Genomic DNA, 12,748 nt, shown 5'->3' on the forward strand with positions numbered 1-12,748 from the left:
CACCGCCCTCGGGCCGCTCAGAACCTGACGAGCGCCTTGAGGGCGGTGCGGTCGTCCATCGCCGCGTAGCCCGCCGGGACGCCGTCCAGGTCCACGGTGAGGTCGAAGACCGGGGACGGGTCGATGGTGCCGTCCAGCACGTCGGACAGCAGCTCGGGGATGTACGTCCGGACCGGGGCGACCCCGCCGCGCAGCGCGATGTTGCGGTTGAACATGATGCCCAGGTCCAGCCCCGTGCCGCTGCCGTGGGGGACGCCGACATAGCCGATCGCGCCGCCGTCTCGGGCCACACCGACCGCGGTGCGCATGGACTGCTCGGTGCCCACGGCCTCGATGACCGCGTGCGCGCCCTGGCCGCCGGTGAGCTCGCGGACCGCCTCGACGGCGGCGTCGCCCCGCTCGGCCACGACGTCCGTGGCGCCGAAGGTGCGGGCGATGTCGGTACGTACGGTGTGCCGCCCCAGCGCGATGATCCGCTCGGCGCCCAGCCGGCGCGCGGCCAGCACACCGCAGAGGCCGACCGCGCCGTCGCCGACCACGGCGACCGTGCTGCCGGGCCGGACACCGGCGCCCACGGCGGCGTGGTGGCCGGTGCCCATGACGTCGGAGAGCGAGAGCAGGGCGGTGAGCAGCCGTTCGTCGGAGGCCGCCTCGACGGGCAGCCTGACCAGGGTGGCGTCGGCGTAGGGAACGCGTACGGCCTCGCCCTGGCCGCCGTCGGAGCCCACCTCGCCCCAGAAGCCGCCGGCCGGGCAGGAGGTCGTCAGGCCCTCCGCGCAGTGGTCGCACGTGCCGTCCGACCACACGAACGGGGCCACCACGAGATCGCCCGCCGCCAGCCCCGTCACCTCGGAGCCGGTCTCCTCCACCACGCCCAGGAACTCGTGGCCGATCCGCTGCCCCGGCTGCCGCGCGGACTCCCCCCGGTACGCCCACAGGTCGCTGCCGCAGATGCAGGCGAGCACCACCCGGACCACGGCGTCGCGGGGCGCCTGGACGGTGGCGTCCGGCACCTCCTCGACACGGATGTCGCGGGGGGCGTGGATGACGGTGGCGCGCATGAGGGGTTTCCTTTACCGCTGGGAATTCGCTGAGCAGCTGTTGTTCAGCCGTCGTTCAGCTGGTGCGACGTTGGTATGACCGGGGTCCTTTCACCGTACCCGACCAGCCACGATGCCAGCGGAAGCAGTGCTTCCGCTGGGGCTGTCACACCCGTCACGCCCCGGCCGCGCCCAGCAGCGAGCCCGCCGCGTAGGTGACCGCCATGGCCAGCGCGCCGCCGGCCATGTTGCGCAGGACCGCCTGGCGCGCCGGGGCCGCCCCGAGGCGGGCGCTGCCCCAGCCGGTGAGCGCCAGGACCACGAGAACCGAGCCGACGGTGACCGGCAGGCGCAGCGCGGCCGGCGGCAGCACGATGGCCAGCAGCGGCAGCACCGCCCCGACGGTGAACGCCAGGAAACTCGCGCCGGCGGCGTGCCAGGGGTTGGTGAGCTCGTCGGGGTCGATGCCCAGCTCGATACGGGCGTGCGCGCGCAGCGCGTCCCGTTCGGTGTACTGCTGTGCCACTTCCAGAGCCAGCTCGTGGGTCAGGCCCCGGTCCTCCAGCAGCTCGGCCAGTTCGGCGAGTTCGGCGGCCGGCTCGGTCTCCAGTTCCCGCTCCTCCAGCGCGAGGGCGGCCTTCTCCGAGTCACGCTGGGTGCTCACGGACACGTACTCGCCGGCCGCCATCGACAGCGAACCGGCCAGCAGTCCGGCCAGGCCCGCCGTCAGCAGGGCGCTGCGCGCGTCGGTCGCCCCGGCGACGCCGACGACCAGGCCGGCCGTGGAGACCACGCCGTCATTGGCGCCGAGTACGCCGGCGCGCAGCCAGTTGAGGCGGGCGCCGAGGTCACCGTTGTGGGCCTCGTGATGTTCGCTCACCCGGCGAGGGTACGGCCTGTGGCGGTGAATCCCCTCGATCGGGACGGACTTCGGCCCCTGTCGGTGGCGGCCCGTATTGTGTTCCACCATGCACGCGTCCCCGATTCCGCAGCAGCCGCAGCCACCGGCTCAGTCACAGCCGTGGCCCGAGGGCTACCCCGACGGATACGCCGTCGTGGACGTCGAGACCACCGGCCTCGGCCGCGACGACCGGATAGTGTCGGCCGCCGTCTACCGGCTGGACGCGCGCGGCGAGGTGCAGGATCACTGGTACTCCCCCGTCAACCCGCAGCGCGATCCCGGGCCGGTGTGGATCCACGGGCTCACCAGCGCGATGCTCGCCGACGCCCCGCTCTTCCCGGAGATCGCCGCCGAGCTGGCCGAGAAGCTCGACGGCCGGGTCCTGGTCGCGCACAACGCGGTCTTCGACTGGTCGATGCTGGCCCGTGAGTACGCCCGCGCCAACTCGGCCGCGCCCGTGGACCAGCGGCTGTGCACCATCGTGCTCTCCAAGGAGCTGCGGCTGCCGCTGGCCAACCACAAGCTCGCGTCGCTGGCCGCGCACTACGGCGTCGTCCAGCAGCGCGCCCACCACGCGCTGGACGACGCGCGCGTGCTGGCCGAGTCCTTCCGGCCCAGCCTGCACCTGGCGGCCGAGGCCGGGCTGCGGCTGCCGCTGCACACCTGCCGGCCGCTGACCGAATGGGTCGACGGCAGCCTGCCGGGCCGCTCCAGTGCCTCCGGCGGCTACCGCTCGGCCTACCGGCCCACGAGCTGGCGGCCCTCGCGCAAGCGGCCGTCCTGCCCGTACCCCAACCCGGGGCGGATGGCACCCGGGGGGCCGCTCACCCAGGGCATGCGGGTCGCCTTCTCGGGTGACACGGCCATAGACCGCGAGCTGCTGGAGGACCGGGCCACGGACGCCGGACTGCATGTGGCGTCCTCGGTGAGCCGGCTGACCAGTCTGCTGGTCACCAACGACCCGGACTCGCCCAGCAGCAAGGTCGCCAAGGCCGGGCAGTTCGGCACCCCGGTGGTCGACGAACACCGCTTCGTGGAGTTGCTGGGGGACGTGACCCCGGCCCCCGGCGTACACGGCTGATCGGGTGGTGCCGCCGCGACGCACCCCGGCTCCGGTTGCCGGACCCCGGGGCTGACTCCAGTGTGGGCCCCATGGCCCGATGTGAAGTCTGCGGAAACGACTACGTCATGAGCTTCGAGGTGCACGCCCAGGGGGCGGTGCACGTCTTCGACAGCTTCGAGTGCGCCATCCACCGGATGGCCCCCATCTGCGAGCACTGCATGGTGCGGATCGTCGGCCACGGCGTCGAGGTCGACGGCCGCTGGTACTGCGGCGGCCACTGCGCCAAGGCCGAGGGCGCGTCCGGCATCGTCGACCGGGTGGGCTCGCTGCCGAGGCACTAGCGCCGGATCGCCGGGCCGGCCCGTTGGCCGGCCGGCGGCCGGGGGCGCTGGCCGGGTGCCGTCGGGGCAGGGGTAACGTCGATGCCGTGTACCGCTTCCTGTTGACCCGGCAGTGGGTGATCCTCACGCTGGTCGCCCTGCTCGTGATGCCCACCATGGTCCGGCTGGGCTACTGGCAGCTGCACCGGCACGAGCGCAGGGTGGCGAACAACCACCTGATCGCGGCCAACCTGTCGGCGAAGCCCGTACAGGTCGAGAAGCTGACGCGGCCGGGCGACCGGGTGCCGGGCCGGCAGGTCTACCGGATGGTCACCGCGACCGGCCGGTACGACACGGCGCACGAGGTGGTGGCCCGGCAGCGCACCGCCGACGACGGTGACAGCATCGGCTACCACGTGATCACCCCGCTGGTGATGGCCGACGGCACGGCGGTCCTGGTCAACCGGGGCTGGATCGCGCCCGGCGACGACCTCACCAGCTTCCCGAAGATCCCGGCCGCCCCCACCGGCGAGGTGACCGTGACCGGTCGGCTCAGGCCGGACGAGACGACCTCGGAGACCGGGATCCGGAACCGGGCCGGTCTCCCGGACCGCCAGATCATGCTGATCAACAGCGGGCTGCTGACACCGGACGTCCCGGAGAAGCTGGTCGGCGGCTATCTGGAACTGGCCACGACCTCGCCGAAGCCGTCCGGCCACCAGCCCGAACTGATCTCCGAGCCGGACCACAGCAGCATCGGCATGCACATGGGCTACGCGATCCAGTGGTGGCTGTTCACCGCCATGGTCCCGGTCGGCTGGGTGGTCCTGGTGCGCCGCGAGCGCGGCGAGCGCCTCGCGGCTCGTGCGAAGGCCTCGGCCGCAGCGGAGGCGGAGGCTGCGGAGGAGAACCGCGCTGCGGTCGCGGCCGGGTAGGGCGCCGGGGCACTCTACAGAGGACGGGGCCTCGGAAGCGCAGCCCCAGAGAGGCGGGCACCGTGCCAGGACTCATCGAGGACTACGCGATCATCGGCGATCTGCAGACCGCCGCGCTGGTCGCCAGAAACGGCTCCATCGACTGGCTGTGCCTGCCACGCTTCGACTCCGCCGCCTGCTTCGCCGCGCTCCTGGGCGACGAGGACAACGGCCAGTGGCGGATCTCCCCGGTCAACGGTCCGCGCGACTGCACCCGGCGTTCGTACGTGGACGAGACGCTGGTGCTGGAGTCGGTCTGGGAGACCGGCACCGGCACCGTCAAGATCACCGACTTCATGCCGCAGCGCGATCAGGCCCCCGACGTCATCCGGATCGTCGAGGGTGTCTCCGGCCGGGTGGAGATGAAGAGCGAACTGCGGCTGCGCTTCGACTACGGCAGCATCGTCCCCTGGATGCGGCGCTCCGACGGACACCGGGTCGCCATAGCGGGGCCGGACTCCGCCTGGCTGCGCAGCGAGCCCGAGGTCCCGATGTACGGCAAGAACTTCTGCACCTATGCCGACTTCGCGGTCTCCCAGGGCGAACGGATCGCCTTCGTGCTCACCTGGCACCCCTCGCACGAGAAGCGGCCGGGGCTGGTCGAGCCGTACGAGGCCCTGGAGCAGAGCCTGCAGGACTGGCGGAAATGGGCCTCGCAGTGCTGCTACGACGGTCCCTGGCGGGACGCCGTGCTGCGCTCGCTGATCACCCTCAAGGCGCTGACGTACGCGCCCAGCGGGGGCATCGTGGCCGCCGCGACCACCTCCCTGCCCGAGGAGATCCGGGGCGTCCGCAACTGGGACTACCGCTACTGCTGGCTGCGCGACTCGACCCTGACCCTCAACGCCCTGGTGACCAGCGGCTTCCTGACGGAGGCCGCCGAATGGCGCGACTGGCTGCTGCGCGCGGTCGCCGGTGACCCCGCCGAACTGCAGATCATGTACGGCATAGCCGGAGAGCGACGGCTGCCGGAGAGCGAGATCCCCTGGCTCGACGGCTACGAGGCGTCCCTGCCGGTCCGGATCGGCAACGCGGCCGTCAAGCAGCTCCAGCTCGACGTGTACGGCGAGGTGATGGACTCGCTCTACCTCAGCCGCTCCGCCGGGCTCCGCTCGGAGAAGCACGCCTGGGCCGTCCAGCGCGCCCTGATGGACTTCCTGGAGGGCAACTGGCGCGGGCCCGACGAGGGGCTGTGGGAGGTGCGCGGCGGCCGGCAGCACTTCGTGCACTCCAAGGTCATGGCCTGGGTGGCCGCGGACCGCGCGGCGCGCACGCTGGAAGCCCGGCCGCAGCTCAAGGGTGACCCCGGCCGCTGGCGGACGATGCGCGAGGAGATCCACCGGGAGGTGCTGCGCAAGGGGTTCGACCCGGTGCGGAACACGTTCACGCAGTTCTACGGCTCGCGCGAGCTGGACGCCGCGACCCTGCTCATTCCCCAGGTCGGTTTCCTGCCCGCCACCGACCGGCGGGTGATCGGCACGGTGGACGCGGTCAAGCGGGAGCTGGACCACGGAGGCTTCGTACGCCGCTACACCCTGGAGGAGAGCAGCATCGACGGCCTCCCCGGCGGCGAGGGCGCCTTCCTCGCCTGCTCCTTCTGGATGGCCGACGCGCTGCACCGCACGGGGCGCGAGAACGAGGCCCGCACCCTGTTCGAGCGGTTGCTCTCGCTGCGCAACGACGTGGGACTGCTCGCGGAGGAGTGGGACCCGGTGGAGGCCCGGCAACTCGGCAACTTCCCGCAGGCGTTCAGCCATATCGCCCTCGTCAACAGCGCCCTGACACTGTCCGGGTTCGAAACGGCGCGGCAGGGGAAACGCTCGGAGAGGCGCTCGGGGAAACGGGTCAGCTGACCCGCTCCGCGCGGTGGTGGACGGCGCGCAGCCGCGCCTCGGCGGGGAGCGCCGGGAGGTTGGCGCTGCTCCGGGCGCGGGTGAGGACAGTGGTGTCGAGAGCCGCGAGGACGGCCCCGGGGTCGGCGTGCGGGGCGAGGGCGAGGAGCAGCCGGGCGGTGGGGGCGCGGCCGGGTGCGGCGAGGGCGGCGTGCGCGCGGGCGACCCCGGGGAGGCGTTCCGACTCGGCGGCCACGATCTCCTCCAGGGCCCGGCCGCGCAGCACCACGCCCTCCTCGATGACGATCCGGCGGACCCTGCGGTCACGGGCTTGCGCGAGCAGCCACCACAGGGCGACCAGCACCACGACGCCGAGCACCGTGACGACCGTGGGCCACCACCAGCTCTCGGCCCGGTAGCGGCGCCGCAGGGCCGCGCCGAGCAGGACGGTGTCCGGCTCCGCCCCGCCCCTGTCCAGCACGGCCAGCACGGCCAGAACGGCCAGCCCGGCCCCCAGGAGCGCGAGCCCGGTCAGCCCGAGCAGCAGCCGGTTGACGGTGGTGCGCATCGCCCTCAGCCTCCTTCCGTACGCCGGACCGACAGCGCGAGCCGTGGCGGCCGCGCCAGGCACAACTGGGCCATGCCCCCGGCGAGGGCGGCGTCCAGGTCCTCGCGTACGGCCTCGGTGTCCCCGAAGCTCACCTGCGCGCTCACCCTGGCCCTGCGCCGGCCGACCGACACCCGGGCCGATCGGACGCCGGCGACCTCCATCGCCCGGTCCCGCAGGGCGAGTTCGGCGGCGTGCCGGTCGAGGCCGGCCCGGATGCCCGTGGTGTCGCGGCGCATGGGCAGCACCGCCCGCAGCCCCGGCGTGACGGCCAGTACGACCAGCCACAGGCCCAGGACCACGGCGACGACGGCCCCGGTGACGACCCAGACGTCGTCCAGCGGGCGGGTGGCCAGTTCCCGGGCCAGCGACCGGCGCCAGCTCATCCCGGGGCGGTGGGCACGGACCGCCGCGATGTCGTAGAGCAACATCCCGGCCGCGCCGAGGATCACCACGGCGGTCAGCGCGGCCGGCACGCGCCGGGCGGACCAGAAACGCCCCGCGCGGCGCGGCGCTTCCGTCGGGCCGGTCATCTGACCCTCCCCCGGTCCTCGCGCTGGGTGGCCGGGGAGTGCAGCCGTTCCACCTCGACGGTCACCTGCGGGACGGGGATGCCGGTCAACGTCTCGACGCGGTCGGTGACATGGCGCCGCAGGGCGCCGGCCACCGCCGCGATGTCGTTGGGGTAGCCGAGTTCGACCGACAGCCGTACGTGCGCCCCGCCGCGGCGCACCGCGACGGACGCGACGGGTTCCCCTCCCCGGGGCACGTGCACGGCCCGGGGCGCGTCGGCGAGGGCGTCCCGCGCGGCGCGGGAGGCGATCTTGGCGACGACGCGGTCCGCGATGCGCAGCGAGCCTCGGTCGGCGGGGGCGAGGGTCATCCGGTCACGCCCATGCTCACGCCCTCGCTCACCGGCGCCGGTCGCGGCCGCGGAAGAAGTCGCCGAGCTCCACGTCGCCGTCGAGCAGCCGGCCGGCGACGAAGCCCACGGCGCCCAGCGCGGCGACGAGCAGGAAGGCGGCGAACCCGCCGAAGTACCCGGCGAAGCCGAGTGCCATTCCCGCGATCAGGCCCACCACCGCGTTGCTCATCACTGGACCCTCTGTTCGGACTCGTCGTCATCGTCGTCGTCGGGCAGCTTCACGTCACCCACGGCGATGTTCACCTCGACGACCTCCAGACCGGTCATCCGCTCGACCGCCGCGATCACGTTCTCCCGCACGGCACGCGCCACCTCCACGATGGACACGCCGTAGTCCACGACGATGTCGAGGTCGAGGGCGGTCTGCACCTCACCGACCTCCGCCCGGACGCCGCGCGTCAGGGCCTTGCCGCCGGGGACGCGGTCGCGCACCGCGCCGAAGGTGCGGGACAGACCGGTACCCAGGGCGTGCACCCCCAGCACGTCCCGGGCGGCCAGGCCGGCGATCTTCTCCACGACACCGTCGGCGATGGTGGTACGGCCCCGGGTCGACGGGTCGCCGAGCGGGGCGCGCCCCCCGGCCGCCCCCGGCGCCACGCCTGGGCCGGCACCCTGTTCCAGGGTCTTGCCGTTGCCGGACATGGCCTGTTGGGCTTCGTGTGACCCGTCGCTCATGACGCGTCGTCCCCTTCCGGTACGGGCTGGTCCATGGCCCACACTAGGTGTCGGAGGAGGAAGCCGCGATGACGTCGGACCGTTTGGCCGAAGCAGTACGGGAGCAGGTGGCGCTCGGCCGTGTACTGCCGCTCGGCGGGGGCGCCGACTCGGCCTGGATCACCGAGCAGGCGGCCGTTGCCGTCCTGCGCGGGGCGGCCGCCCGGGTGCCCGGCGTACGGCTCGGCGCGGTGCGCGTCGCGCCGGAGCCGCCGGCGGTGCGGGCCGGCTTCGAGACGACCGCCGACCGGCCGCTCCCGGTCAGCGCGGGCCTGCTGCGCGACGCACTGTGGGAAGCGGCCCATGACCGTCTGGGCCTGCGGGTCGCCGCCGTCGACCTCACCGTCACCGGGCTGCTGGAGGGCGCCCCGGCGGCGCCCGGGGCCGTGCCGGCGGCGCCCCCTGTCCCGCCACCCGGGAGGCCCGCGGGGCCCGGGGCGGCGCGGGCCGTGGCGGAGGCCGTGTCGGAGGTCCCCGGTGTCGCCCGGGTGACCTCACGGATGGGCGGGACCGGCCAGGACGCATACGTCCAGATCGCCGTGGCGGCCGGTCACCCGGTCCTGGAGGTCGCCCGGGCGGTGCGGGACGTGGTGGCGCCGCTGGGAGTGCTCGTCACCGACGTGGAGTGACGCCTGGCTACTCCCCCACGCCCGCGAGATCCCGCAGCCGGCGGCCCTGGGCGGCACGCTCGGCGGCGCGCTGCTGGTCGTAGCCGCGGCCGGAGGCCTCGCGCAGCAGGGCCTTGGTCTCGATCACCGCGTCGCGCGGCGCGGCGAGCAGCGGGGCGGCGAGGTCCTTGACAGCGGCCTCCAGCTCGGCGGCGGGGACGACGAGGTTGGCCAGGCCGATGCGCTCGGACTCCGCCGCTCCGACGAAGCGGCCGGTGGCGCAGATCTCCAGGGCGCGGCCGTAGCCGACGAGGTCGAGCAGCGGCTTGGTGCCGGTGAGGTCGGGGACGAGCCCGAGGCTGGTCTCGCGCATGGCGAACTGCACGTCGTCGGCGACAACGCGCAGGTCGCAGGCGAGGGCGAGCTGGAAGCCGGCCCCGATGGCATGCCCCTGGACGGCCGCGACGGAGATGACGTCGTTGCGGCGCCACCAGGTGAAGGCCTCCTGGTAGGAGGCGATGGTGGCGTCGAGTTCTTCCTCGGAAGCGCGTGCGAGGTCGATGAACGACGGTTCACCGTCGAAGCCTTCGGGGGTGAACGCCTGCCGGTCGAGCCCGGCGGAGAAGGACACGCCTTCCGCGCGCAGCACGACCACCCGGACACTGCCCGGCAGCAGCCGGCCGGCCTCGGCCAACGCCCGCCACAGAGCGGGCGACTGGGCGTTCCGCTTGCCCGGGTTGCTGAGTGTGACAGTCGCGAGGGCGTCTTCGGCCGTAAGCCGTACGCCGTCACGGTCGAGCAGCACAGTGGGGTCGGACATCGGGCACCTCCGAGCGAACCGCGGAATCGATTACCGAAGAGTAACCACCCGGTCGGTCAATGAGGCGACCGGGTGGCACCGAACGGTGACCGCACACCACGCGCAGGCAGCGAAGGCGCACCGAAGCCCGTCAGGACGCGGGGACCTTCTTGCCCCGTGTCGCTCCGCCGCGACCACGCAGGGTCACGCCGGACTCGCTGAGCATCCGGTGTACGAAGCCGTAGGAACGGCCGGTCTCCTCGGCGAGCGCCCGGATGCTGGCACCGCCGTCGTACTTCTTCTTCAGGTCTGCCGCGAGCTTTTCGCGCGCGGAGCCGGTCACCCGGCTGCCCTTCTTCAGAGTCTCGGCCACCCGTGCCTCCTCCAGGGAAGTGCGCTTCGGACTCTCATGATCACCCCTAGGGCGCTTCCTGGCCACCCATTCGGCAAGGTCCGTGCGACAACATTTCCGCCGTGAAAGGCGCACACGGGCCCCTGCCGGGCGACCCCGCGCGCAGGTGACGAAGAAAGGGCAGGTCATCACGGGCGGGTGAGGACTTCCCGGAACGGCGCGGCGGACCGGCACGGAGAGTCGCCGTGCGCGGGGGCCGCGCCGGGGGATGAGCCGAACTCACTCAGATGAAGGATCACGCGTCGGCCGAATGATCCATACCGCTGATCCGAACGAGTACATCACGCCGTCAGGCCAGGGAGACCAGGTCCGCGTAGTCCTCGCCCCACAGGTCCTCGACCCCGTCGGGCAGCAGGATGATCCGCTCGGGCTGCAGCGCGTGCACCGCGCCCTCGTCGTGGGTGACGAGCACGACGGCGCCGGTGAAGGTGTGCAACGCGCCGAGGATCTCCTCGCGACTGGCCGGGTCCAGGTTGTTGGTGGGCTCGTCGAGGAGCAGCACGTTGGCGCTGGAGACCACCAGTGTGGCCAGCGCCAGCCGGGTCTTCTCGCCGCCGGAGAGCACCCCGGCCGGCTTGTCGACGTCGTCGCCGGAGAAGAGGAACGAGCCCAGGGTCTTGCGGATCGCGACCAGGTCCATGTCGGGCGCGGCGGAGCGCATGTTCTCCAGGACGGTGCGGTCCGGGTCCAGGGTCTCGTGCTCCTGGGCGTAGTAGCCGAGTTTGAGGCCGTGGCCCGGCTCGACCTTCCCGGTGTCGGGCGTCTCCACCCCGGCCAGCAGCCGCAGCAGCGTGGTCTTGCCGGCGCCGTTGAGGCCGAGGATGACGACCCGCGAGCCCCTGTCGATCGCCAGGTCGACGTCGGTGAAGATCTCCAGCGACCCGTACGACTTGGACAGCCCCGAGGCCATCAGCGGCGTCTTGCCGCAGGGCGCCGGGTCGGGGAAGCGCAGCTTGGCGACCTTGTCGGACTGCCGCACCTCGTCCAGGCCGGCGAGCAGCTTCTCGGCGCGGCGGGCCATGTTCTGCGCGGCGACGGTCTTGGTGGCCTTGGCGCGCATCTTGTCGGCCTGCGAGTTGAGGGTGGCGGCCTTCTTCTCGGCGTTCTGCCGCTCGCGCTTGCGGCGCTTCTCGTCGTCCTCGCGCTGCTGGAGGTACTTCTTCCAGGTCATGTTGTAGACGTCGATGTGGGAGCGGTTGGCGTCCAGGTAGAACACCTTGTTGACGACCGTCTCGACCAGGTTGATGTCGTGGGAGATCACGACGAATCCGCCGCGATAGGTCTTGAGGAAGTCCCGCAGCCAGGTGATCGAGTCGGCGTCGAGGTGGTTGGTCGGCTCGTCGAGCAGCAGGGTGTCGGCGTCGGAGAACAGGATCCGGGCCAGTTCCACGCGGCGGCGCTGACCGCCGGAGAGCGTGTGCAGCGGCTGGCCGAGCACCCGGTCCGGCAGCCCGAGGGCCGCGGAGATGGTGGCCGCCTCGGCCTCGGCGGCGTAACCGCCCTTGGTGAGGAACTCGGTCTCCAGACGCGAGTACTTCTTCATGGCGTTGTCGCGGGTCGCGCCCTTGCCGGTGGCCATCCGCTCCTCGTTCTCGCGCATCTTGCGCAGAACGGAGTCGAGGCCGCGGGCGGACAGGATGCGGTCGCGCGCGAGCACGTCCAGATCGCCGGTGCGCGGGTCCTGCGGGAGGTATCCGACCTCGCCGCTGCGCGTGACGGTGCCGGCGGCGGGGATGCCCTCGCCGGCCAGCACCTTGGTGAGGGTGGTCTTGCCGGCGCCGTTGCGGCCGACAAGGCCGATGCGGTCGCCGCGGGCGATACGGAAGGAGGCGGACTCGATGAGGACGCGGGCTCCGGCGCGCAGCTCAAGGCCGGTGGCAGTGATCACGGGAAAAGCTCCAAGGCGTGGCGGACGGCAGTCGGGACGGGGGAGGTCGTGTGACGCCGTCTAATGCGCGAGGAGAACTGCCATGCGACCAGTCTACCGGGCCCGGCCCACCGAATGGGCAAGCGCATATCCGGTCACACCCGCCCACCGGGCCCGCGAGGGGCGGTTGTCGTACCCCCCTGCCAGACTGAGGTGATTCAGCTCACACCAGGGGAGAGTGACCGTCATGACAGGCAACGGGGCCGTCACACCCGGCGACGCGGCCGGCAGCACCCCCAGCATCTGCCCGGCCCTGCGGTACCGGGACGCGAAGGCGGCCATCGCCTTCCTCCAGGATGCCTTCGGCTTCGCCGTGGCCGCCGCGTACGAGGGCGGGGACGGGGTGGTCCACCATGCCGAACTGGTCTACGGCAATGGCATGGTGATGCTCGGCAGCGCGCAGAACGGCAGCGCGTTCGGGCGGGTGGCCGAGGATCTGGGCCCGGTGTCGGTGTACGTGGCGGTGGAGGACGCCGACGCCCACCACGCGCGGGCCGTCGCGGCGGGCGCGGAGGTCGTACTGCCGCTCCACGACCAGGAGTACGGGTCGCGGGACTACACCGCCCGCGACCCCGAGGGCAATCTGTGGAGCTTCGGCACCTACCGGCCCGGGATACCCGGGTAGC

General features: G+C 72.7%; 16 protein-coding genes. 6 read left to right on the forward strand and 10 right to left on the reverse strand.

The genetic code is table 11. The annotated features are described in order from the left end of the window. Positions 1-17: 17 nt before the first annotated feature. The gene (locus tag RWE79_RS09650) at positions 18-1,061 is read right to left on the reverse strand and encodes a zinc-dependent alcohol dehydrogenase family protein (RefSeq protein WP_475939607.1); all 1,044 of its coding nucleotides are present in this window, start codon (positions 1,059-1,061) and stop codon (positions 18-20) included. 154 nt (positions 1,062-1,215) lie between these two features. Further along, positions 1,216-2,010 (reverse strand): VIT1/CCC1 transporter family protein, encoded by a 795-nt coding sequence (locus tag RWE79_RS09655; RefSeq protein ID WP_475939608.1) that lies wholly within the window; start codon positions 2,008-2,010, stop codon positions 1,216-1,218. On the opposite strand from RWE79_RS09655, the gene RWE79_RS09660 reads away from it, so the two are divergent. The 4 genes from RWE79_RS09660 to RWE79_RS09675 all read left to right on the forward strand — a co-directional run bounded on the left by RWE79_RS09660 (position 2,009) and on the right by RWE79_RS09675 (position 6,151). Next, a complete protein-coding gene (locus RWE79_RS09660; protein ID WP_475939609.1) occupies positions 2,009-3,022 on the forward strand; it encodes a DEDDh family exonuclease in 1,014 nt (337 codons plus the stop codon). The two genes, RWE79_RS09655 and RWE79_RS09660, sit on opposite strands and share 2 nt — an antisense overlap. A gap of 71 nt (positions 3,023-3,093) precedes the next feature. Continuing rightward, positions 3,094-3,345: a hypothetical protein gene (locus RWE79_RS09665; RefSeq protein WP_475939610.1), complete on the forward strand. Its 252-nt coding sequence runs from the start codon at positions 3,094-3,096 to the stop codon at positions 3,343-3,345. An 86-nt stretch (positions 3,346-3,431) separates the two neighbouring features. Then, complete coding sequence (locus RWE79_RS09670) at positions 3,432-4,259, forward strand: SURF1 family cytochrome oxidase biogenesis protein (RefSeq protein ID WP_475939611.1); 828 nt, start codon at positions 3,432-3,434, stop codon at positions 4,257-4,259. Positions 4,260-4,321: 62 nt separating this feature from the next. After that, positions 4,322-6,151 carry a glycoside hydrolase family 15 protein gene (locus RWE79_RS09675; RefSeq protein ID WP_475939612.1) on the forward strand — a complete coding sequence of 610 codons (1,830 nt, stop codon included), beginning with the start codon at positions 4,322-4,324 and terminating at the stop codon, positions 6,149-6,151. Here RWE79_RS09675 and RWE79_RS09680 read toward each other — a convergent pair. From RWE79_RS09680 to RWE79_RS09700, 5 genes are read right to left on the reverse strand one after another with little or no spacing between them, the layout of a single operon-like run. Further along, positions 6,144-6,698, reverse strand: a complete 555-nt coding sequence (locus tag RWE79_RS09680; RefSeq protein WP_475939613.1) for an alkaline shock response membrane anchor protein AmaP — start codon at positions 6,696-6,698, stop codon at positions 6,144-6,146. The genes RWE79_RS09675 and RWE79_RS09680 overlap by 8 nt on opposite strands. Before the next feature lie 5 nt (positions 6,699-6,703). Further along, positions 6,704-7,270, reverse strand: coding sequence for a DUF6286 domain-containing protein (locus RWE79_RS09685; RefSeq protein WP_475939614.1), 567 nt, complete (start codon positions 7,268-7,270; stop codon positions 6,704-6,706). Then, positions 7,267-7,620, reverse strand: coding sequence for an Asp23/Gls24 family envelope stress response protein (locus tag RWE79_RS09690; RefSeq protein WP_475939615.1), 354 nt, complete (start codon positions 7,618-7,620; stop codon positions 7,267-7,269). The genes RWE79_RS09685 and RWE79_RS09690 overlap by 4 nt, the downstream gene beginning before the upstream one ends. 28 nt (positions 7,621-7,648) lie before the next feature. After that, complete coding sequence (locus RWE79_RS09695; RefSeq protein ID WP_475939616.1) at positions 7,649-7,831, reverse strand: hypothetical protein; 183 nt, start codon at positions 7,829-7,831, stop codon at positions 7,649-7,651. Then, positions 7,831-8,337, reverse strand: coding sequence for an Asp23/Gls24 family envelope stress response protein (locus RWE79_RS09700; protein ID WP_475939617.1), 507 nt, complete (start codon positions 8,335-8,337; stop codon positions 7,831-7,833). Before RWE79_RS09700 ends, RWE79_RS09695 begins: the two co-directional genes overlap by 1 nt. 68 nt (positions 8,338-8,405) lie before the next feature. Between RWE79_RS09700 and RWE79_RS09705 the strand changes: the two genes are divergently transcribed. Beyond that, positions 8,406-9,005, forward strand: coding sequence for a hypothetical protein (locus tag RWE79_RS09705; RefSeq protein WP_475939618.1), 600 nt, complete (start codon positions 8,406-8,408; stop codon positions 9,003-9,005). 7 nt (positions 9,006-9,012) lie between these two features. Here RWE79_RS09705 and RWE79_RS09710 read toward each other — a convergent pair whose 3' ends face one another. From RWE79_RS09710 to RWE79_RS09720, 3 genes are all read right to left on the reverse strand, one after another. After that, entirely contained in the window at positions 9,013-9,804 is a 792-nt protein-coding gene (locus tag RWE79_RS09710; RefSeq protein WP_475939619.1) for an enoyl-CoA hydratase/isomerase family protein, read from the reverse strand. Positions 9,805-9,934: 130 nt separating this feature from the next. Further along, positions 9,935-10,156, reverse strand: a complete 222-nt coding sequence (locus RWE79_RS09715) for a helix-turn-helix domain-containing protein (protein WP_475939620.1) — start codon at positions 10,154-10,156, stop codon at positions 9,935-9,937. Positions 10,157-10,484: 328 nt separating this feature from the next. Then, complete coding sequence (locus RWE79_RS09720) at positions 10,485-12,083, reverse strand: ABC-F family ATP-binding cassette domain-containing protein (RefSeq protein WP_475939621.1); 1,599 nt, start codon at positions 12,081-12,083, stop codon at positions 10,485-10,487. Between the two features lie 226 nt (positions 12,084-12,309). Here RWE79_RS09720 and RWE79_RS09725 point away from each other — a divergent pair, with 226 nt between their 5' ends. After that, complete coding sequence (locus RWE79_RS09725; protein ID WP_475939622.1) at positions 12,310-12,747, forward strand: VOC family protein; 438 nt, start codon at positions 12,310-12,312, stop codon at positions 12,745-12,747. Position 12,748: the final 1 nt, after the last annotated feature.

The sequence above is a fragment of the Streptomyces sp. RLA131 genome (assembly GCF_056270125.1).

Bases quoted from the DNA above. Each gene is read 5' to 3' on its own strand.
- RWE79_RS09650 (WP_475939607.1), bottom strand. From the start codon at position 1,061: ATGCGCGCCACCGTCATCCACGCCCCCCGCGACATCCGTGTCGAGGAG.
- RWE79_RS09660 (WP_475939609.1), top strand. From the start codon at position 2,009: ATGCACGCGTCCCCGATTCCGCAGCAGCCGCAGCCACCGGCTCAGTCA.
- RWE79_RS09655 (WP_475939608.1), bottom strand. From the start codon at position 2,010: ATGGTGGAACACAATACGGGCCGCCACCGACAGGGGCCGAAGTCCGTC.
- RWE79_RS09665 (WP_475939610.1), top strand. From the start codon at position 3,094: ATGGCCCGATGTGAAGTCTGCGGAAACGACTACGTCATGAGCTTCGAG.
- RWE79_RS09680 (WP_475939613.1), bottom strand. From the start codon at position 6,698: ATGCGCACCACCGTCAACCGGCTGCTGCTCGGGCTGACCGGGCTCGCG.
- RWE79_RS09685 (WP_475939614.1), bottom strand. From the start codon at position 7,270: ATGACCGGCCCGACGGAAGCGCCGCGCCGCGCGGGGCGTTTCTGGTCC.
- RWE79_RS09690 (WP_475939615.1), bottom strand. From the start codon at position 7,620: ATGACCCTCGCCCCCGCCGACCGAGGCTCGCTGCGCATCGCGGACCGC.
- RWE79_RS09695 (WP_475939616.1), bottom strand. From the start codon at position 7,831: ATGAGCAACGCGGTGGTGGGCCTGATCGCGGGAATGGCACTCGGCTTC.
- RWE79_RS09700 (WP_475939617.1), bottom strand. From the start codon at position 8,337: ATGAGCGACGGGTCACACGAAGCCCAACAGGCCATGTCCGGCAACGGC.
- RWE79_RS09705 (WP_475939618.1), top strand. From the start codon at position 8,406: ATGACGTCGGACCGTTTGGCCGAAGCAGTACGGGAGCAGGTGGCGCTC.
- RWE79_RS09710 (WP_475939619.1), bottom strand. From the start codon at position 9,804: ATGTCCGACCCCACTGTGCTGCTCGACCGTGACGGCGTACGGCTTACG.
- RWE79_RS09725 (WP_475939622.1), top strand. From the start codon at position 12,310: ATGACAGGCAACGGGGCCGTCACACCCGGCGACGCGGCCGGCAGCACC.